Raw genomic sequence first — 18,129 nt, forward strand, 5'->3', positions numbered from 1 at the left:
GGGCCTCGATAACTGGGAATGGGGCTCAGGCAGCCTGGGTGAGAGCGTCGGCCCGGGCAGCGACGGCGGCGATGGCGGCGTCGATGTCCTCGGGGGTGGTGCGGTGATTGGCAATGGCGGCCCGCAGACAGGTGATGCCTCGGGCCTCGGTGGTGGAGAAGACGGCGGTGCCGTCGAGTTGCAGGCTGGCGGCAATGGCCTTGTTGAGCGCGGTCTGCGCCTTGGGCGGCAGGCTGGCGTCGGCGGTAAAGACGCAAAGGTTGGAAATCACCGGGGCCATGAGCGCCATGGCGGGCTGGGCGGTAACGGCCGCGCCCATGCGGGCGGCGGCCCGGCAATTGCCGGTGATGGCGGCGCCGAGCCCGGAGGCGCCATAGCTTTCGACCGCGCACCAGACCTTGAGCGCCCGGGCGCCGCGCGACAGGTCGGTGCCGAAATCGCAGAACCAGGGGTCTCCGCCCGACAGCCCCTCGCCGTGGCTGGCAAGATAGGCGGGCCGGGCGGCGAAGGTGGCGAAATGTTCGTCACCGTTGCGGATCAGGCAGAGGCCGCAGTCATAAGGCACATACATCCACTTGTGGAAGTCGCAGGCCAGGCTGTCGGCGCGTTCGATACCGTCGGTGAGCGCCCGCCAGGGGGCGTCGGCAAGCCGGGCCCAGGCCCCGAAGGCGCCATCGATATGCAGCCAGAGCGCTTCGTCACGGGCGATGTCGGCCAGCGCGTTCAGATCGTCGAAACGGCCGAAATCGACCGATCCGGCGGTGCCGACGATGACAAAGGGCGTGGCACCCTGGGCGCGGTCCTCGGCGATGGCGGCGCGCAGGGCATCGCAATCCATGCCACGGTCGTCTTCGGGGATGCGGCGCAGGTTGTCGGCGCCGATGCCCAGCAGTTCGATCGCCTTGCGGGTGGCATTGTGCACGCCCGCGCCGGCATAGGCGGTGAGACGGCCCCGCACGCCCGTGCTGCGCACCGCGGGCCCCAGCGCGCGCTGGCGGGCGGTGGCCAGCGCCAGGACGGTGGCCTGGGAGGTGCCGGTGACCAGAACGCCCGAGGCGGTCTCGGGGAAGCCCATGATGCGCCGCGACCAGTCGATCACCGCGCGTTCGACGTGGATCATGCCGTGATCGCGGCCGCCGCAATTGGCGTTCACCGTCGCCGCTGCCATTTCCGACAGCAGCCCCGAGGCCAGCCCGGTGCCGTGCACCCAGCCCCAAAATCGCGGATGGGTGTTGCCGGTGCCGAAGGGCAGCACGTCGTCGATCAACCGTTGCGCGGTAGCAGCCTCGCCCCGGGCGGTGCCGTCAAGCGCATAGCTCTGGCGGGTCGCCTCTGGCAGTGGCTGCCAGGGATGGGCGCGGGCCTCGGCCAGCCGGTCGATGCAGGCATCGAGCAGCACATGCGCGGTCTTGCGGAAATCGTCCCAGTCCTCGGGGTCGAGCGTATCGGTCATTGTGTCGTCTCGTGGTTTCCTGCGGAGCATAGGGCCGCCGCCGCGCCGTGCAAGCCAGGATCCGGGAACTCATGGCAGAGCACGAGGCGGGAGCGGCCCCGGATCGAGGTCCGGGGCGCAATGCGCCGGGTTCGCCGGGGCGGGGGGCGAAAGGAGGGGCAATCTAAAATGAGAATGGTTCTCAATTTCATTGACATCCGGTCAAGGGCGCGCATATTGGCGCAAAGACACGTCAATTCAGGAGGATTGCATGCTGCGAGGGATAATGGCCGCGATGGCGCTGGCCGCCTCAGGGCCGGTGGCGGCCCAGGAGTTCAAGGTTGTCACCACCTTTACCGTGATTGCCGACATGGCACAGAACGTGGCCGGCGAGGCGGCCGAGGTGGTCTCGGTCACCAAGCCGGGGGCGGAAATCCATGGCTACGAGCCGACGCCGCGCGATCTGGTCAATGCGGTGGATGCCGATCTGGTGTTGTGGAACGGCATGAACCTCGAGCTCTGGTTCGAACAATTCCTCGCCAACCTCGGCGAGAAACCCTCGGCGGTGGTCAGCACCGGTGTGGCCGAGATCCCGATTTCCGAAGGCGCCTATGAAGGCAAGCCCAATCCCCATGCCTGGATGTCGCTGGACAACGCGCTGATCTATGTCGACAACATCCGCGACGCCCTGTCCGCGCACGACCCGGAAAATGCCGAGACCTATGCCGCCAATGCCGAGCGCTACAAGGCGGAGATCTCCGCCGCCATCGGTCCGCTGCGCGATCTCATCGACGAGGTGCCCGAGGGCCAGCGCTGGCTGGCGACCTGCGAGGGGGCGTTTTCCTATCTGGCGCGGGATTTCGGGCTGCAAGAGGTCTATCTCTGGCCGATGAACGCCGATCAGACCGGCACGCCGCAGCAGGTGCGGCGGATGATCGACACCATCCGCGACCGCGAGATTCCGGTGGTGTTCTGCGAAAGTACGGTGAACACCGACCCCGCCAAACAGGTCGCCCGTGAAACCGGCGTGCGCTATGGCGGCGAGCTCTATGTGGATTCGCTGTCCGAGGCGGACGGGCCGGTGCCGACCTATCTCGACCTGCTGCGGGTCACCACCGAGACCGTGGTCGAGGGCTTGACCGGTGGCTAGAATCGGCATCAAGGATTTCGACACGGCCGGGCTTTGGGTGCGCGATCTGGCGGTGACCTATCGCAACGGTGTCACCGCGTTGAAATCGGCCAGTTTCGCCGTGCCCAAAGGCTCTATCGCTGCCCTGGTGGGGGTGAACGGCGCCGGAAAATCCACCCTGTTCAAGGCGATCATGGGGTTTCTGCCCGCCGCGAAAGGCGAGATCGGCATTCTGGGGCAGGGGGTGAAAGCCTCTTTGAAACAGGGGCTTGTGGCCTATGTGCCGCAGGCCGAAGAGGTCGACTGGAGCTTTCCTGTCCTGGTCGAGGACGTGGTGATGATGGGCCGCTTCGGCCGCATGGGCCTGTTGCGCATCCCCTCGGCCGGAGACAAGGCGGCGGTGCAGGCGGCGCTGGAGCGCGTCGGCATGCAATCCTATCGCAAGCGCCAGATCGGCGAGTTGTCCGGTGGCCAGCGCAAGCGGGTCTTCCTCGCCCGGGCGCTGGCACAGGAGGGCCAGGTGATCCTGCTCGACGAGCCATTCACCGGCGTCGACGTACAGACCGAAGAGGCGATCATCGCCCTGCTGCATGAGCTGCGCGAGGAGGGCAAGGTGATGCTGGTCTCGACCCACAATCTCGGTTCGGTGCCCGAGTTCTGCGATCAGGTGGTGCTGGTCAAGGGCACTGTGCTGAACTACGGCCCGACCAAAGAGGTCTTTACTCAGAGGAATCTCGAAGCGGCCTTTGGCGGCGTGCTGCGGCACTTCGTGCTGGGCGGCGCCGATCTGCATGACGACGAGGACGAGCGGGCGGTGACAATCCTGTCCGACGACGAGCGGCCCTTTGTCATGTACGACGATCAGGCCCGCACCGTCGGGCCGCGCAGCGAGGAGGAAGAATGAGCCTGCTGCTCGAACCCTTTTCCTATGGCTACATGACCAACGCCATGTGGGTCAGCGCCCTTGTCGGCGCGGTCTGTGCCTTTCTCTCGGCCTATCTGATGCTCAAGGGATGGTCGCTGATCGGCGATGCGCTGAGCCATTCCATCGTGCCGGGGGTCGCCGGCGCCTATATGCTGGGGCTGCCTTTCGCGCTGGGCGCCTTCCTGTCGGGCGGGCTGGCGGCCGGGGCGATGTTGTTTCTCAATCAGCGCACCGGCCTCAAGGAAGACGCGATCATCGGCATCATCTTCACCAGCTTCTTCGGGCTGGGGCTGTTCATGGTTTCGGTCTCGCCGGTCTCGGTCGATGTGCAGACCATCATCCTTGGCAATGTGCTGGCGATCACGCCGGAGGACACCTTGCAGCTTGCGGTGATCGGCTTTGTCTCGCTGGCGGTGCTGCTGGTGAAGTGGAAGGACTTGATGGTCGCCTTCTTCGACGAAAACCACGCCCGCTCGATCGGGTTGAAGCCCGAGCAGCTGCGCTTTGTCTTCTTTGTGCTGCTCTCGGCTTCCTGCGTGGCGGCCTTGCAGACCGTCGGGGCGTTTCTGGTGATTGCCATGGTGGTGACGCCCGGGGCGACCGCCTATCTGCTGGCCGACCGCTTTCCCGTGTTGCTGGTGATCAGCGTCACCATCGGCGCGGTGACCTCCTTTGTCGGCGCCTATGTCTCCTATTTCCTCGATGGCGCCACCGGCGGCATCATCATCACCTTGCAGACAACGGTCTTCCTGCTGGCCTTCTTCTTTGCGCCCAAACACGGGCTGCGCGCGGCACGGGCCCGGGCGGCCGAAGCGCTGAGGGAGGCATGATGGACACGCTGCTTGCGCCCTTCCTCTTTCCTTTCATGCAGAACGCCTTTCTGGCGGCGCTGCTGCTGGCCGCGCCGACCGCGATCCTGAGCTGTTTTCTGGTGCTCAAGGGCTGGTCGCTGATGGGCGACGCGGTGAGCCATGCGGTGCTGCCGGGCGTGGTGCTGGCTTATATCCTGAACATTCCGCTGATCATCGGGGCCTTTGCGGCGGGGATGACCTGTGCGCTGGCCACCGGGTATCTGAATGCCAATTCCCGGATCAAGCAGGACACCGTGATGGGGGTGGTGTTTTCGGGCATGTTCGGCCTTGGTATGGTGCTCTATGTCAAGGTGCAGACCAATGTGCACCTCGATCACATCCTGTTCGGCAACATGCTGGGTGTCGGCGCGGCGGATCTCTGGACCGCGGGGATTGTCGGCGCCTTTGTCACCGCGGTGCTGGTGCTGAAATGGAAGGACCTGCTGCTGCATGCCTTCGATCCGGCGCAGGCGCAGGCCATCGGGCTGCCGGTGGGCTGGCTGCATTACGGCATGTTGGCGATCCTGTCGCTGACCATCGTCGCAGTGCTGAGCGCGGTGGGGCTGATCCTCGCCATCGGGCTGTTGATCGCGCCGGGGGCGATCGCTTTCCTGCTGACGCGGGAGTTCCGGCACATGCTAATGGTGGCGGTGGCGGTGAACCTGAGCGCGATGCTGGGCGGGGTCTACGCCAGCTTCTGGCTCGACAGCGCGCCGGCACCGACAGTGATCCTGATGCTGACCGGCTGGTTCGTCCTGGCGTTCCTCTGGCGGCAATGGCGGAATGCGCGGCGCGAAAGCGCGGTTTGAGGTTTGGGGAGAGGCCGCGGGTCAAGCCCGGGACGGCGTTTGGCGTGGGGTCAGGCGGTCCAAGTCGCCGGATGGCGGCGCACGGGGCCTGAAGGCAGATGCCATATCGGGGGCTGGCCGTTCACCGTGAGCGGCGGCGACATGCGCTGCGCCGGGCCCCAGCCGGTCTCTTCGATGCTGTCGGTGTAGTCCGCGTCAGTGGCGGTGATCGGCGTCTGCGGCGTCAGGCTTCCCGTGGCGGACATCAGGCACTCGGCGGTGCGCGCCAGCGACAGCTCGGCGCGGGTGGTCTGGCCGCCGGCGCGCCGGGCGAGGCCGCGCAGCGCGGTGGCAGCCATCAGATAGCCGGTGCCGTGATCGAGCGCCTGCACCGGCAAGGGCAGCGGCCGGTCGAGACCGGCCTGCCGCATGCCTTCGGCGGCAATGCCGCAGGACATCTGCACCAGCGAATCAAAGCCGCGCCTGTCGCCCCAGGGCCCGCTGCGCCCATAGGCCGAGAGACTGACATCGATCAGCCCGGGATTGAGCGCGCGCCGTGCCTCCGGCCCATAGCCCAGCCCCTCGAGCGCGCCGGGGCGATAGCCGTGCAGCAGGATATCGGCCGAAGCGAGAAGCCGCTCAAAGGTCTTGCGATCCTCGGCCCGGTGCAGGTCGAGCCCGGCGCAGCGCTTGCCGAGATTGACTTCGGCCTCGGCGGCGGGTTCCGACCAATGCGGCGGGTCGATGCGCAAGACCTGGGCGCCGAAGCCGGCCAGAAACCGCGTCGCGACCGGCCCGGCCAGCACCCGCGTCAGATCGAGCACCCGGCAGCCGGCGAGCGAGGCCTTGCCCGGCGCGCAATCCTCGGCGTCCTGCCAGCGCACCAGAGGTTCGGCCCCGACGGCGCGGCCCTGCGGATGGCGCTGCCACGCCTCGGCGCTGCGCATGGCGGCGGCGCAGCCTCCGGCGGCAACGATCGCGCTTTCCAGCGCCTCGGCCTGCCAGGTGGCGACCGCCGCCTGCACCTCGGCCGGCACGGCGGCACAACCCAGCACCGAGAGCGCGGCGTCGCGGTGATGCGGGGCATTGGTATGCAGGCGGATGAAGCCGTCGCCGGCGGCGTAATTTCCGGCAATCGGATCCCAGACCGAGGGCATCTCCCAGCCTTGCGGGCGCAGGGTGAAATCGAACCAGAGCGAGGCAAGGCGCCGGTCGATGCTCACCGCCTCGGCACTCTTTCCATCAAGCGCGGCCAGCGCGGTTCCGGCGGCGGCGATGGTGGCCGAGGCGAAATCGCTGACCGCATGGATCGAGGGCAGGGCGCCGCGCCCGACCTCGCGAAACGGCGTGGCATCGAGGTCCAACGCCTGCGTGATCTGCGGCCAGTAGGAATGGGTCATCTCGCTCTCCGGTTGGGGCTGGCGCAGCCTAGGCGTCGGCGCGCCCGAAGGGCAAGGCGTGCCTAGCTGCGGGTGGCTTTCTCGGCGATGCCCGAGGTGCCCTGGCGGCGGGCCAGTTCGGTGAGCACGGCGTCAAGCGGGATGTCCCGCGCGGCCAGCATGACCAGCAGGTGATAGAGCACGTCGGCGGCCTCGTAGGTGAGGTTCTCGGCGTCGCCCTTGGCTGCGGCAATGATCGCCTCGATCGCCTCTTCCCCGAATTTCTCGGCGCATTTCTCCGGCCCCTTGGCCAGCAGCTTGGCGGTCCAGGAGCTGTCGGGATCAGCGCCCTTGCGCGCCGCGATCACCGCTTCGAGATCGTGCAACACGCTCATGTCAGCCTCATCGCGATGCCGGCGGCGGCCATATGGGCCTTGGCCTCGGCGATGGTGTGATCGCCAAAATGAAAGATCGAGGCGGCCAGCACCGCCGAGGCGCCGCCCTCGGTCACGCCCTCGACCAGATGGTCGAGCGTGCCGACGCCGCCCGAGGCGATCACCGGCACGGAAACCGCATCCGAGATCGCCCGAGTCAGCGGAAGGTTGAAGCCGGCGCGGGTGCCGTCCCGGTCCATCGAGGTCAGCAGGATCTCTCCGGCGCCCTTCTCGGTGACCAGTTGCGCGAATTCCACCGCGTCGATGCCGGTGGGCTTGCGGCCGCCATGGGTGAAAATCTCCCATTTGCCGGGCGACACGGTCTTGGCGTCGATGGCGCAGACGATGCACTGGCTGCCGAACTGGTCGGCGGCCTCGGCGATCACATCGGGGTTGGCCACGGCGGCGGAATTGAAGCTCACCTTGTCGGCCCCGGCGAGCAGCAGCTTGCGCACGTCCGCCGCGGTGCGGACGCCGCCGCCGACGGTGAGCGGGATGAAGCATTGTTCGGCGGTGCGCTGCACCACATCCATCATCACGCCGCGATTTTCATGCGTCGCGTGGATGTCGAGAAAGCAGAGCTCGTCGGCACCGGCGAGGTCATAGGCGCGGGCCGATTCCACCGGGTCGCCGGCATCGCGGAGATCGACGAAGTTCACGCCCTTGACGACGCGGCCATCGGCGACGTCCAGGCAGGGGATGATGCGGGTCTTGAGCATGGGGGTCTCTTACGGCGTGGCGCCGGGCGGGGCAAGCTGGCTGTTGCCGCAGCGGGTCGGGCGCGCGGGCGCGGCGCCAGCGACGAGCGTGCTGTTGACCGCCAGCCCGTCGCCACCCGCCGGGACCGGACGCGTCAGGGAAAGCGTGGTCGCGGGAAGGGGCGGGCCTCAGCCCGCCATCACCGAGAGCGCCTCGCGCAGGTCGAAGGCCCCGTCATAGAGTGCCCGGCCCGAGATCGCGCCGTTGAGCGGCGCGCCGCAGTTGCGCAACGCCTTGAGGTCGTCGAGCGAGGAGACGCCGCCGGAGGCGATCACCGGAATCGAGACGGCGTTGGCCAGCGCCGCGGTGGCCTCGACGTTCGGGCCCTGCATCGCGCCGTCGCGATTGATGTCGGTATAGATGATTGCGGCGACGCCGGCATCCTCGAAGCTCTGCGCCAGCTCGGTGACCTCGACATCGGTCTCTTCGGCCCAGCCCTTGGTGGCGACCATGCCGTTGCGGGCATCGATGCCGACGGCGACCTGACCGGGAAAGGCGCCGGCCGCTTCGCGCACCAGCTTGGGGTCTTCGACCGCGGCGGTGCCGAGGATGACCCGCGCCAACCCCTTGTTGAGCCAGCTCTCGATCGTTTTCATGTCGCGGATGCCACCGCCCAGCTGGGTCGGCACGGCGGTTGCGGCGAGGATCGCCTCGACCGCGCCGGCATTGACCGGGCCGCCGACAAAGGCACCGTTGAGATCGACCAGATGCAGCCATTCACAGCCCGCCTCGACAAAGGACCGCGCCTGATCGGCGGGGTCGTCGTTGAAGACGGTGGCCTTGTCCATGTCGCCGCGCAGCAGACGCACGGCCTTGCCGTCCTTGAGGTCGATGGCAGGGTAGAGGATCATTGTCGCAAATACCTTCGGTCGCAGTTCGGCGGCGTGTGGCACGTCACGTCGCGGAATGCAATGGACCCGACGTCACAGTTGCGCGGGAGGGCGCAAGGGTCGCAGGCTCAAGGCGCACTCAGGGAGGAGACCGAGATGAAAAGACTTGCACTGACCGTTGCCGCGCTGACGCTGGCGGCGGGGGCGGCCCTGGCCGATCCGGCCGAGGGCGTCTGGCAGACCCAGCCGGATGACGGGGCCTATGCCCATGTGACAATTGCCCCTTGCGGCCAGAGGCTTTGCGGCACGATCAGTCGCACCTTCAAGGGCAGTTCCGAATACAATTCGCCGAACAAGGGCAAACAGCTGGTGATGGGGATGACGCCGCAGGGCAACGGCAAATACACCGGCAAGGTTTGGCGGCCGTCGAACGGCAAGATATACAACGGCAAGATGCAGGTGAGCGGAAAGACGCTCAAAATGTCCGGCTGCATCGCCGGCGGCCTGCTGTGCAGCTCTCAGGTCTGGACTCGACTCAAGTGACCGGCATCATGAAGCAGGGGCGCGATCGGCGCGCCCCACGCTTCTGACAGGAGACCGGCCATGGGCCGAGGTCTGAAACGCGCCGTTTGTCTTGGCGCTGTCATATGCACCCTGGCGGTTGCCGTTGGCGCCGATCCTCTGGTCGGGCTCTGGGCCTCGCCACCGGACGGCAAGGGCCAGACCGGCATCGTCCAGATCAAACCCTGCGGCGACGCCTATTGCGGCACGCTGATCAAGGCCTTCGATCCGAACGGCAAGCAGATCGTCACCAAGAACGTCGGCAAACGCCTGCTCTGGGGGATGAAACCCATGGGCGGCGGCCTCTATGGCGAGGGACGGGTCTTCGTGCCGATCTTTGGTCGGGATTATCCGGCCGAGGTCACGCTTTCGGGAACGCGGATGACCGTGAAAGGCTGTGCCGCGCTGGTCTGCAAGGCGCAGAAATGGCGGCGCGCGCAATAGGCGTCAGGGGGCCCAGCGCAGGAAGTTGGCAATCATGCGCAGCCCGTTGTCCTGGCTTTTCTCGGGGTGGAACTGCATGCCGACCATGGTGTCGCGCCCGATGACGGCGGTGACATCGCTGCCGTAATCCACATGCGCGATCCGTTCGCCCGGCTCGGTGACGCGGACGTGGTAGGAATGGACGAAATAGGCATGAGCGCCGGTCTCGATCCCGTCGAGCACCGGATGCGGGCTGTCGACCACCAGGTCGTTCCAGCCCATATGCGGCACCTTGAGCGCGGGATCGGTGGGGGCGATCCTGACCACCTCGCCGCCGATCCAGCCAAGGCCCGGCGTGTCCTCGTATTCGCGGCCCATCGTGGCCATCAGCTGCATGCCGACACAGATGCCCAGAAACGGGCGGCCCTGCACCTCGACCGCCTCGACCATGGCGTCATACAGCCCGGAATGGCCTTTCAGTTCGCGCATGCAGGCGGGAAAGGCGCCATCGCCGGGCAGGACGATGCGGTCGGCCCGGGCGACGACATCGGCATCGCCGGTCACTACCACCTCGCCACCGCCGACCTCGCCCGCCATGCGCTGAAAGGCCTTCTCGGCAGAGTGAAGGTTGCCGGATTCGTAGTCGATGATTGCCGTGAGCATGGGCCAGGTCCTTCGGATGGAACGGCGTGAGGGGTCGCGCAAATCGCCTGCGGGGTCAAGGGGCGGTCACCTGTCCGGTTCTGGCGGCGTGCCGATCCGGTCGAGCAGGGCCAGCACCGCGTCCTCGGGCGCGGGGCCGGGGCCGAAGCGCCCGGTCAGGATCAGCAGCGCAAACCCGTGAACCAGCGACCAGACCTGGGTCTCGATGATCAGGGGGTCGGTGCCCGGCGGCACGAATGGCGCGCAGGCGTCGCGCAGGACCTGATAGGAGGGTGTGGAGCTCTCCCGCATGTCGGTGATCTTTTTGGAATGGGCGCGGAAGCTGAAGATCAGGTCATAAAGCGCCGGCTCTTCGCGGGCAAAGGCGAGATAGCCCTTGCAGATGCCGTGCAGCCGTCCGCGCGGCGTCTGCGGCCCGGCATCGGCGAAATCGAGCATGCGATGACGGAACCGGACAAAGCCCTCCTGCGCGATGGCCACCCGCAACCCGTCGATCCCGTCGAAGTGATGCGCCGGCGCGGCATGGGACACGCCAGCCCGCGCCGCGCATTTGCGCAGGGTCAGCGCGTCGAGCCCGCCCTCCGTCAACAATTCTATGCCGGCTTCGATCAGCGCCTGGCGCAGGTTGCCGTGATGGTGGCTGGCCTTGTCTTTGGTGTCGCTCATGCAGGCCGGATAAGCGGCTGGGTTGACAGCGTCAAGCGACTCGCATAATTGACAGTGTAAAGTTTACACCGTCAAGCTACACGACGATCTGCATGAGGAGGCCCTGCAATGCCCACCACCTGGACGACAAGAGCCCGCATTTTTCTGTTCTGGTTTCTGCCGCTCGCGGTGGCGCTGGTGTCCTGGCGGTTCATCCCGCTGGGGGTGGAGGCCACGATGAACTTCATGGCACATCACCTGGAGGGCCGGGCGCTGGCGCTCTATGCGCATATCGGGATCGCGCCGCTGGTGCTGGCACTGGTGCCCTTTCAGGTCAGCCCTCGTCTGCGGGCCTGGTGGCCCGCGTTGCATCGCTGGACCGGCCGGGCCTATGCGCTGGGCGTGCTGGTGTCTGGGGTGGCCGCGCTGTCGCTGGCGGCGCATTCGTCGGCCGGGCGCGTTGCCGGACTGGGCTTTGGCCTGCTGGGCCTGCTCTGGATCGCGATCACCGCCCAGGCGGTGCGGCTGGCGATGTTGCGCCGGATCGCCGCGCACCGGGTCTGGATGATCCGGTCGGCGGCGCTGACTCTGGCCGCCGTCACGCTACGGCTGGAGTTGCCGATCCTGGTGGGAGTGCTAGGCTTCGAACAGGGATATCCGATTGTCGCATGGTCCTGCTGGGTGCCGAACCTGATCGTCGCGGAATGGATCATCCGACGGCAGCAGAAGGGAGCGCTGCGCGCCTGATCGCGGCGCTTAGCGCAGGTGGAGGATGTGGTCGAAGATCTCGGGTTCGAGCGGCGTGCCGTCAACGGTGGCGGCATGCTGGCGGAAGGCCTTGAAGCCGGCCGGCACAAAGGCGGCAAAGGTGGCGCTGTCGAGAAAGATGTATTTGCTGTTCTCGGGGGTGAACTCGAACCAGCCGGGATCATCGAAGGTCCCGGCATAGACGCCCAGCCTGTCCGGCCAGCGCGAAAAGGTCAGGTGGGTCTTGGTGCCGCAGGTGTCGCAGAAATGCACCTGAACATCCTGGCCACTGCCCTCGGAGACATGGGTATAGACCTTGGGGCTGCCCCGGGTGATCGCAAAGACGGGCAAATCAAAGATCGGCTCCACCATGCCGGATGTCCCGGTGGCGCGCTGGCAGAAATGGCAGAAACAGGCCGTGACCCAGAGCGGGGGCGCGGTGACGTGATAGCGCAGCGCGCCACAAAGGCAGCCGCCCGGTTGATCGGTCATGGTGTCTCGCCTTTTCGATGACGGTCCCGCCGCCAGACTGGCATGCGCCATGCGGCTGTGACAACCGGTATCACCCGGCCCGTGCCGCACGGGATCGCCCGCCCCGGCGGCCTCGCGGCGGACCGCGACCGTTTGCCCTGGCTAAAGCGCGCCTTTGGTCGAGGGGATCGCATCGGCCTTGCGCGGGTCGAGTTCGACCGCCTCGCGCAGGGCGCGGGCGACGGATTTGAAGGCGGCTTCGGTGATGTGGTGGCTGTTGAGCCCGTGCAGCGCATCGATGTGCAGCGTGATGCCGCCATGGGTCGACAGCGCCTGAAAGAATTCACGCACCAGTTCGGTGTCGAAAGTGCCGATCTTGGGGCTGGGCAGGTCGACATTCCAGATCAGGAAGGGCCGTGCCGACAGGTCCAGCGCCGCACGCACCAGCGCATCGTCCATCGGCAGAAGGCAGGCGCCATAGCGGCGAATGCCGGTCTTGTTGCCCAGCGCCTGAACCAGCGCCTGACCGATGGCGATGCCGGTGTCCTCGACGGTGTGGTGATCGTCGATATGCAGGTCGCCTTCGGCGCGGATCGTCATGTCGATCAGCGAGTGCCGCGACAATTGGTCGAGCATGTGGTCGAAGAACCCCACGCCGGTCTGGTTGTCATAGGCCCCGGTGCCGTCGAGATCGAGGGTGACGGAAATGCTGGTTTCGGCGGTCTGGCGGGTGATCGTGGCTGTGCGCATCTGGCTCGTCCTTCAAAGTCAGCGCCTTATAGGCCGGGGCGGGCAGGGCTCCAAGAGGGCCGTCACCGGTTTTCGCCGCTTGTGCGCGCCGGGCCACTGTGCCAGCCTCTGGCCTGCCGAGCACGGCGCGAACCAGTGAGGAATGCCGATGACCACCTGCGTCTTTGTCCAGTTGCGTTGCAAGCCGGGGACCACCTACAAGGTGGCCGAGGAGATCGTGCTGCGGGAAATCCACTCGGAACTCTATTCCACCAGCGGCGATTTCGACCTGATGCTCAAGCTCTACATCCCCGAAAGCGAGGATGTCGGCAAATACATCAACGATCACCTGCTCGACATTGCCGGCATCGAACGCTCGCGCACCACGCTGACCTTCAAGGCGTTCTGAGGCGGCGCGGCCGCGACTGGAGCGGAAAACAGCGGTTACCTGGCCCCGTAGGGCAATTCTTTTTGATCTGATCGAGTGAGTTTGGAGCGGGCGAGGCGATTCGAACGCCCGACCCTAACCTTGGCAAGGTTATGCTCTACCCCTGAGCTACGCCCGCATCCGTTTGGCCATCTCTGGCCTGGGGTTCCCTATGGAGCGGGCGAGGCGATTCGAACGCCCGACCCTAACCTTGGCAAGGTTATGCTCTACCCCTGAGCTACGCCCGCATATCCATGGGTGTGGCGGATTTATAAACTGTTGGCGCGGCCTGCAAGCGGAAAATGCCGGCGCGGGGCAAAAAAGCGCCGAAACCGGGACCGGGGCGAATATATGGCGCCGCGCGCCGTGCCGGATGCGGCTTTCTTATCCGGGGTCGATCGGGTAGCTGCGGGCGAAAATGCGACGGCGGCAGCGGCGCCGGGAATTGGCAAGGCAAAAGAGGGGCATCATGGTGGAGCAGACCGCGCGACGGCGCCTCAACAAGGCTGCGGGGCTGGCCTCGGTTGGTGTGGCCGGGGTTCTCGTGCTGGCCAAGCTATGGGCCTTTGCCGCCACCGGATCATTGGCGATCGCCGCCTCGGCTGCGGACAGCGCGCTGGATCTGCTGGTGTCCGCCACTGCCTTCATGGCGATTCTCTATGCGGCGCGGCCGCCCGATGCCGATCATGCCTTTGGCCACAGCTCGGCCGAAGACCTCGCGGCGCTGGCCCAGTCGGTCGCGATCTCGGTGGCCGGCGTGGCCATCGGGCTTTCGGCCTTTGCCCGGTTTTCGGCAGACGCGCCGCCGGTGCTGCGGGCCGAGGGGCTGGGGCTGGCCATCATGGGCGGGTCGTTCGCTCTGACCCTGGCGCTGGTGTTGTTTCAGCGCTGGGTGGCGCGGCGTACCGGCAATCGCATCGTCGCGGCCGACAGCCTGCATTATCTCGGCGACCTGATTCCCAATCTCGGCGCCATCCTCTCATTGCTCGCGGCGCGCTATCTCGGCGTGGTCATCGTCGACACGCTTGTCGCGCTTCTGGCGGCGGCGCTGATGATCATCGGCGCCGCGCGGATCGCGAAGCAGGCCGTCGATTCGCTGATGGACCGCAAGGCGCCCGATGCCATCGAGGGGATCATCGCGGCGCTGGCACGCGATCACCCCGGCGTGCGCGATTTTCACGACCTCAAGACGCGGATGGCCGGCTCTCAGATCTTTGTCGTGCTGCATATCGAGTTGGACGGCGATCAATCGCTGCGCGAAGCGCATGACATTGGCGCCGATCTCCGCCAGAAAATCCTCGCCGCCTGCCCGAATGCCGATGTCACAATCCACAAGGACGTCTGGCAGGGCGGGTGAGTTGACGCCGAAACCATGAAAAACGCCCCCGCAGAGTGCTGCGGGGGCGTCGTTTTCGGGATATAGGGGGCCGTCAGTCCAGCTCGACCAGCAGGTCCTTGGCGTCGATCTGGCCGCCGGGCTGAACGTGGACCGCCGTGACAATGGCGGCCCGCTCGGCGTGGATGCCGGTTTCCATCTTCATCGCCTCGATGGTCAGCAGCAGATCGCCTTCCTTGACCTTGTCGCCCGGCTTGACGGCCACCGTCGCCACGACGCCCGGCATCGGCGCGCCGATGTGCTTGTCGTTGCCCAGCTCGGCCTTGGGCCGTGCGGCGGAAGAGGCGGCGGCCTTGCGGTCGGGCACGCGGATCACGCGCGGCTGGCCGTTGAGTTCGAAGAACACCTTCACCTCGCCGTCCTCGCCGGTCTCGCCAACCGCCTGAAGCCGGATTTCCAGCGTCTTGCCGGGGTCGATTTCCGCCGTGATCTCTTCGCCGGGCTGCATGCCGTAGAAGAAGGTATGCGTTGGCAGCGCGCGCACCGGGCCATAGCTGCGATGACGGCCCATGTAGTCGAGGAAGACCTTGGGATACATCAGGTAGCCATTCAGATCCTCGTCATCCACCTCATAGCCATTGAGTTCTTCCGACACCTGCTTGCGGGTCGCCTCGATATCGACCGGCTTGAGATGCTTGCCGGGGCGCTCGAGGTTGGGTTTCTCGCCCTTGAGCACCTTCTTCAGGATGCTCGCGGGGAAGCCGCCCGGCGGCTGGCCGAGGTTGCCCTTCATCATGTCGATTACCGAATCCGGGAAGGCCACGTCGGTGTCGGGGTCTTCCACCTGCGCCCGGCTCAGACCCTGCGACACCATCATCAGCGCCATGTCGCCCACCACTTTCGATGACGGCGTGACCTTGACGATATCGCCGAACATCATGTTGACGTCGGCATAGGCCTGCGCCACCTCGTGCCAGCGCTCCTCAAGCCCGAGCGAACGGGCCTGGGTCTTGAGGTTGGTGAACTGGCCGCCGGGCATCTCGTGCAGATAGACCTCCGAAGCCGGAGCCTGCATGCTCGATTCAAAGGCGGCGTACTGGCCGCGCACCGCTTCCCAGTAGTTCGAAATCTCGCGGATCGCGGCAATGTCGAGCCCGGTGTCACGCTCGGTAAAGCGCAGCGCCTCGACGATCGACCCCAACGTCGGCTGCGAGGTGTTGCCCGAGAGCGCATCCATCGCGCCATCGACGGCATCGACCCCGGCTTCGGCCGCAGCCATGATCGTGCCGATGCCGGCGCCAGAGGTGTCGTGGGTGTGGAAATGGATCGGCAGGCCGACCTCTTCCTTCAGCGTCTTGATCAGCGCGCCGGCGGCCGAAGGTTTCAGCAGCCCGGCCATGTCCTTGAGGCCCAGCACATGCGCGCCACCGTCGCGGAGTTGCTGGCCCATCTCGACATAATACTTCAGGTCGTACTTCGACCGGTCCGGATCGCGGAAATCGCCGGTGTAGCAGATCGTGCCCTCGCAGACCTTGCCCGCCTCCTGTACCGCGTCCATCGCCACGCGCATGTTCTCGACCCAGTTCAGGCTGTCGAAGACGCGGAAGACGTCGACGCCGGATTCCGCCGCCTGTTTGACAAAGAACTGCACCACGTTGTCGGGGTAGTTGGTATAGCCCACCCCGTTCGAGGCGCGCAGCAGCATCTGCGTCATCACGTTGGGCATCGCCGCGCGGATGTCGCGCAGCCGCTGCCAGGGGCATTCCTGAAGGAAGCGGTAGGCGACGTCGAAGGTCGCGCCGCCCCAGCATTCCACCGAAAACAGCTGCGGCAGCTTGGCGGCATAGGCAGGCGCCACCTTGATCATGTCGATCGAGCGCATCCGGGTCGCCAGAAGCGACTGGTGCCCGTCGCGCATCGCGGTGTCAGTGATCAGAACCTGCTTCTGCGCGGCCATCCAGTCGGCTACCGCCTGCGGGCCCTTTTCCTCGAGCAGGTTGCGGGTGCCGTAGGCCGGTTTTTCGCCAAAGGGTACCTGCGGCGGCTTGGCCGGTTTCAGCTCGGGGTGCGGCTTGGGACGGCCCTGCACCTCGGGATGACCGTTCACCGTGATGTCGGCGATATAGGTCAGAACCTTGGTGCCCCGGTCGCGGCGCTTCTTGAAATCGAAAAGCTCGGGCGTCTCGTCGATGAACTTGGTGTGGTACTGGTTGTTGAGAAAGGTCGGGTGCTTGAGCAGGTTCTCGACAAAGGCGATGTTGGTGCTGACGCCGCGCACGCGGAATTCGCGCAGCGCACGGTCCATGCGCGAAATCGCCTTTTCCGGTGTCTGCGCCCAGGCGGTGACCTTGGTCAGAAGGCTGTCATAGTAGCGGGTGATGACGCCGCCGGCATAGGCTGTGCCGCCATCGAGCCGGATGCCCATGCCGGTGGCCGAGCGATAGGCGGTGATCCGGCCATAATCGGGGATGAAGTTGTTCTGCGGATCCTCGGTGGTGACCCGGGTTTGCAGCGCGTGACCGTTGAGGCGGATGTCGTACTGGCTGGCCTTGCCGGTGGCCTCGGCCAGCGACTTGCCCTCGGCAATCAGGATCTGCGCCTGCACGATGTCGATGCCGGTCACTTCCTCGGTGACGGTGTGCTCCACCTGCACCCGCGGGTTGACCTCGATGAAATAGAACTTGCCGGTCTCCATATCCATCAGGAATTCGACGGTGCCGGCGCATTCATAGTTCACATGGGCGCAGATCTTGCGGCCGAGCTCACAGATTTCCTCGCGCTGTGCTTCGCTCAGATAGGGCGCGGGCGCGCGTTCCACGACCTTCTGGTTGCGCCTCTGGACCGAGCAGTCGCGTTCGTAGAGGTGGTAGATGTTGCCCTGCTTGTCGCCGAGGATCTGCACCTCGACGTGGCGGGCGCGGGTGATCATCTTTTCCAGATAGCCCTCGCCGTTGCCAAAGGCGGCCTCGGCCTCGCGCCGGCCTTCGAGCACCTTCTCCTCGAGCTCGTCCTCGGAAGAGATCGGCCGCATGCCACGACCGCCGCCGCCCCAGGAGGCCTTGAGCATCAGTGGATAGCCCACTTCGGCGGCCTGTTTCTTGATCTTGGCCATGTCATCGCCCAGCACCTCGGTCGCCGGGATCACCGGCACCTCGGCCTCGATCGCCACGCGCCGCGCGCTGGCCTTGTCGCCAAGGGCGCGCATGGTCTCGGCCTTGGGGCCGATAAAGGTGATGCCGGCGGCGTCGCAGGCATCCACGAAATCGGGGTTCTCCGACAACAGGCCATAGCCCGGGTGGATCGCATCGGCGCCCGACATCTTGGCAACGCGGATGATCTCCTCGATGCTCAGATACGCCGCAACCGGCCCCAGACCCTCGCCAATGCGATACGCTTCGTCCGCCTTGAACCGGTGCAGGCCGAGTTTGTCTTCCTCGGCGTAGACCGCGACGGTCCGTTTGCCCATCTCGTTGGCGGCGCGCATGATGCGAATGGCGATCTCGCCACGGTTGGCGATGAGGATCTTCTGAAAGTCAGGCATGGCAGGCTTTCCATTTGTTGCATTGCAGCATGCTTAAACGGTCGGCTCCGGTAGGTAAA

19 protein-coding genes and 2 tRNA genes are annotated in these 18,129 nt (G+C 66.1%); 9 read left to right on the forward strand and 12 right to left on the reverse strand.

Going from position 1 to position 18,129, the window contains the following annotated elements; translation table 11 throughout:
- Nucleotides 1-25: 25 nt before the first annotated feature.
- Nucleotides 26-1,453, reverse strand: a complete 1,428-nt coding sequence (locus tag BMW90_RS16100; RefSeq protein WP_074837471.1) for a pyridoxal phosphate-dependent decarboxylase family protein — start codon at nt 1,451-1,453, stop codon at nt 26-28.
- 250 nt (nt 1,454-1,703) lie between these two features.
- Between BMW90_RS16100 and BMW90_RS16105 the strand changes: the two genes are divergently transcribed.
- Genes BMW90_RS16105 through BMW90_RS16120 form a run of 4 tightly spaced genes read left to right on the forward strand, consistent with a single transcriptional unit; the run spans nt 1,704 to nt 5,146 of the window.
- Entirely contained in the window at nt 1,704-2,582 is an 879-nt protein-coding gene (locus BMW90_RS16105) for a metal ABC transporter substrate-binding protein (protein ID WP_074837472.1), read from the forward strand.
- Nucleotides 2,575-3,465, forward strand: a complete 891-nt coding sequence (locus tag BMW90_RS16110) for a manganese/iron ABC transporter ATP-binding protein (protein ID WP_275937327.1) — start codon at nt 2,575-2,577, stop codon at nt 3,463-3,465. Before BMW90_RS16105 ends, BMW90_RS16110 begins: the two co-directional genes overlap by 8 nt.
- On the forward strand, nt 3,462-4,316 hold the full coding sequence (locus BMW90_RS16115; RefSeq protein ID WP_048529078.1) for a metal ABC transporter permease: 855 nt from the start codon (nt 3,462-3,464) through the stop codon (nt 4,314-4,316). The genes BMW90_RS16110 and BMW90_RS16115 overlap by 4 nt, the downstream gene beginning before the upstream one ends.
- On the forward strand, nt 4,313-5,146 hold the full coding sequence (locus BMW90_RS16120) for a metal ABC transporter permease (RefSeq protein ID WP_048529080.1): 834 nt from the start codon (nt 4,313-4,315) through the stop codon (nt 5,144-5,146). Before BMW90_RS16115 ends, BMW90_RS16120 begins: the two co-directional genes overlap by 4 nt.
- A 50-nt stretch (nt 5,147-5,196) precedes the next feature.
- On the opposite strand, the gene BMW90_RS16125 is transcribed toward BMW90_RS16120, so the two are convergent.
- The 4 genes from BMW90_RS16125 to hisA all read right to left on the reverse strand — a co-directional run bounded on the left by BMW90_RS16125 (nt 5,197) and on the right by hisA (nt 8,548).
- Nucleotides 5,197-6,525, reverse strand: a complete 1,329-nt coding sequence (locus BMW90_RS16125; protein WP_074837473.1) for a CoA transferase — start codon at nt 6,523-6,525, stop codon at nt 5,197-5,199.
- 62 nt (nt 6,526-6,587) lie between these two features.
- Nucleotides 6,588-6,899, reverse strand: coding sequence for a phosphoribosyl-ATP diphosphatase (locus tag BMW90_RS16130; RefSeq protein ID WP_074837474.1), 312 nt, complete (start codon nt 6,897-6,899; stop codon nt 6,588-6,590).
- Nucleotides 6,896-7,657 (reverse strand): imidazole glycerol phosphate synthase subunit HisF, encoded by a 762-nt coding sequence (gene hisF / locus BMW90_RS16135; RefSeq protein WP_074837475.1) that lies wholly within the window; start codon nt 7,655-7,657, stop codon nt 6,896-6,898. The genes BMW90_RS16130 and hisF overlap by 4 nt, the downstream gene beginning before the upstream one ends.
- Before the next feature lie 168 nt (nt 7,658-7,825).
- On the reverse strand, nt 7,826-8,548 hold the full coding sequence (gene hisA, locus BMW90_RS16140; RefSeq protein ID WP_074837476.1) for a 1-(5-phosphoribosyl)-5-[(5-phosphoribosylamino)methylideneamino]imidazole-4-carboxamide isomerase: 723 nt from the start codon (nt 8,546-8,548) through the stop codon (nt 7,826-7,828).
- Between the two features lie 135 nt (nt 8,549-8,683).
- Here hisA and BMW90_RS16145 point away from each other — a divergent pair, with 135 nt between their 5' ends.
- Nucleotides 8,684-9,070 carry a DUF2147 domain-containing protein gene (locus BMW90_RS16145; protein WP_048529092.1) on the forward strand — a complete coding sequence of 129 codons (387 nt, stop codon included), beginning with the start codon at nt 8,684-8,686 and terminating at the stop codon, nt 9,068-9,070.
- Nucleotides 9,071-9,130: 60 nt separating this feature from the next.
- Nucleotides 9,131-9,532 (forward strand): DUF2147 domain-containing protein, encoded by a 402-nt coding sequence (locus BMW90_RS16150; RefSeq protein ID WP_083416082.1) that lies wholly within the window; start codon nt 9,131-9,133, stop codon nt 9,530-9,532.
- 3 nt (nt 9,533-9,535) lie between these two features.
- On the opposite strand, the gene hisH is transcribed toward BMW90_RS16150, so the two are convergent.
- Together hisH and BMW90_RS16160 are read right to left on the reverse strand one after the other, a co-directional pair.
- A complete protein-coding gene (hisH, locus tag BMW90_RS16155) occupies nt 9,536-10,174 on the reverse strand; it encodes an imidazole glycerol phosphate synthase subunit HisH (RefSeq protein ID WP_074837477.1) in 639 nt (212 codons plus the stop codon).
- A gap of 66 nt (nt 10,175-10,240) precedes the next feature.
- Nucleotides 10,241-10,840, reverse strand: a complete 600-nt coding sequence (locus tag BMW90_RS16160; protein ID WP_048529095.1) for a TetR/AcrR family transcriptional regulator — start codon at nt 10,838-10,840, stop codon at nt 10,241-10,243.
- 108 nt (nt 10,841-10,948) lie between these two features.
- Here BMW90_RS16160 and BMW90_RS16165 point away from each other — a divergent pair, with 108 nt between their 5' ends.
- Nucleotides 10,949-11,566, forward strand: a complete 618-nt coding sequence (locus BMW90_RS16165) for a DUF2306 domain-containing protein (RefSeq protein ID WP_074837478.1) — start codon at nt 10,949-10,951, stop codon at nt 11,564-11,566.
- Nucleotides 11,567-11,575: 9 nt separating this feature from the next.
- Here BMW90_RS16165 and BMW90_RS16170 read toward each other — a convergent pair whose 3' ends face one another.
- Together BMW90_RS16170 and hisB are read right to left on the reverse strand one after the other, a co-directional pair.
- Complete coding sequence (locus BMW90_RS16170) at nt 11,576-12,058, reverse strand: GFA family protein (RefSeq protein WP_048529097.1); 483 nt, start codon at nt 12,056-12,058, stop codon at nt 11,576-11,578.
- A gap of 141 nt (nt 12,059-12,199) precedes the next feature.
- Complete coding sequence (hisB, locus tag BMW90_RS16175; protein ID WP_074837479.1) at nt 12,200-12,787, reverse strand: imidazoleglycerol-phosphate dehydratase HisB; 588 nt, start codon at nt 12,785-12,787, stop codon at nt 12,200-12,202.
- A gap of 148 nt (nt 12,788-12,935) precedes the next feature.
- Between hisB and BMW90_RS16180 the strand changes: the two genes are divergently transcribed.
- Complete coding sequence (locus BMW90_RS16180; protein WP_048529100.1) at nt 12,936-13,175, forward strand: Lrp/AsnC ligand binding domain-containing protein; 240 nt, start codon at nt 12,936-12,938, stop codon at nt 13,173-13,175.
- Between the two features lie 82 nt (nt 13,176-13,257).
- Here BMW90_RS16180 and BMW90_RS16185 read toward each other — a convergent pair.
- Both BMW90_RS16185 and BMW90_RS16190 read right to left on the reverse strand, forming a co-directional pair.
- Nucleotides 13,258-13,332, reverse strand: a tRNA-Gly gene (locus tag BMW90_RS16185).
- A 34-nt stretch (nt 13,333-13,366) separates the two neighbouring features.
- A tRNA-Gly gene (locus tag BMW90_RS16190) sits at nt 13,367-13,441 on the reverse strand.
- Between the two features lie 221 nt (nt 13,442-13,662).
- Here BMW90_RS16190 and BMW90_RS16195 point away from each other — a divergent pair.
- A complete protein-coding gene (locus BMW90_RS16195) occupies nt 13,663-14,550 on the forward strand; it encodes a cation diffusion facilitator family transporter (RefSeq protein ID WP_074837480.1) in 888 nt (295 codons plus the stop codon).
- A gap of 73 nt (nt 14,551-14,623) precedes the next feature.
- Here the strand turns inward: BMW90_RS16195 and BMW90_RS16200 are convergent, their stop codons facing one another.
- Complete coding sequence (locus tag BMW90_RS16200; RefSeq protein ID WP_048529104.1) at nt 14,624-18,070, reverse strand: pyruvate carboxylase; 3,447 nt, start codon at nt 18,068-18,070, stop codon at nt 14,624-14,626.
- Nucleotides 18,071-18,129 lie beyond the last annotated feature (59 nt).

Origin of the sequence: Marinovum algicola (assembly GCF_900109145.1) — a bacterium.
GTDB lineage: Bacteria > Pseudomonadota > Alphaproteobacteria > Rhodobacterales > Rhodobacteraceae > Marinovum > Marinovum algicola.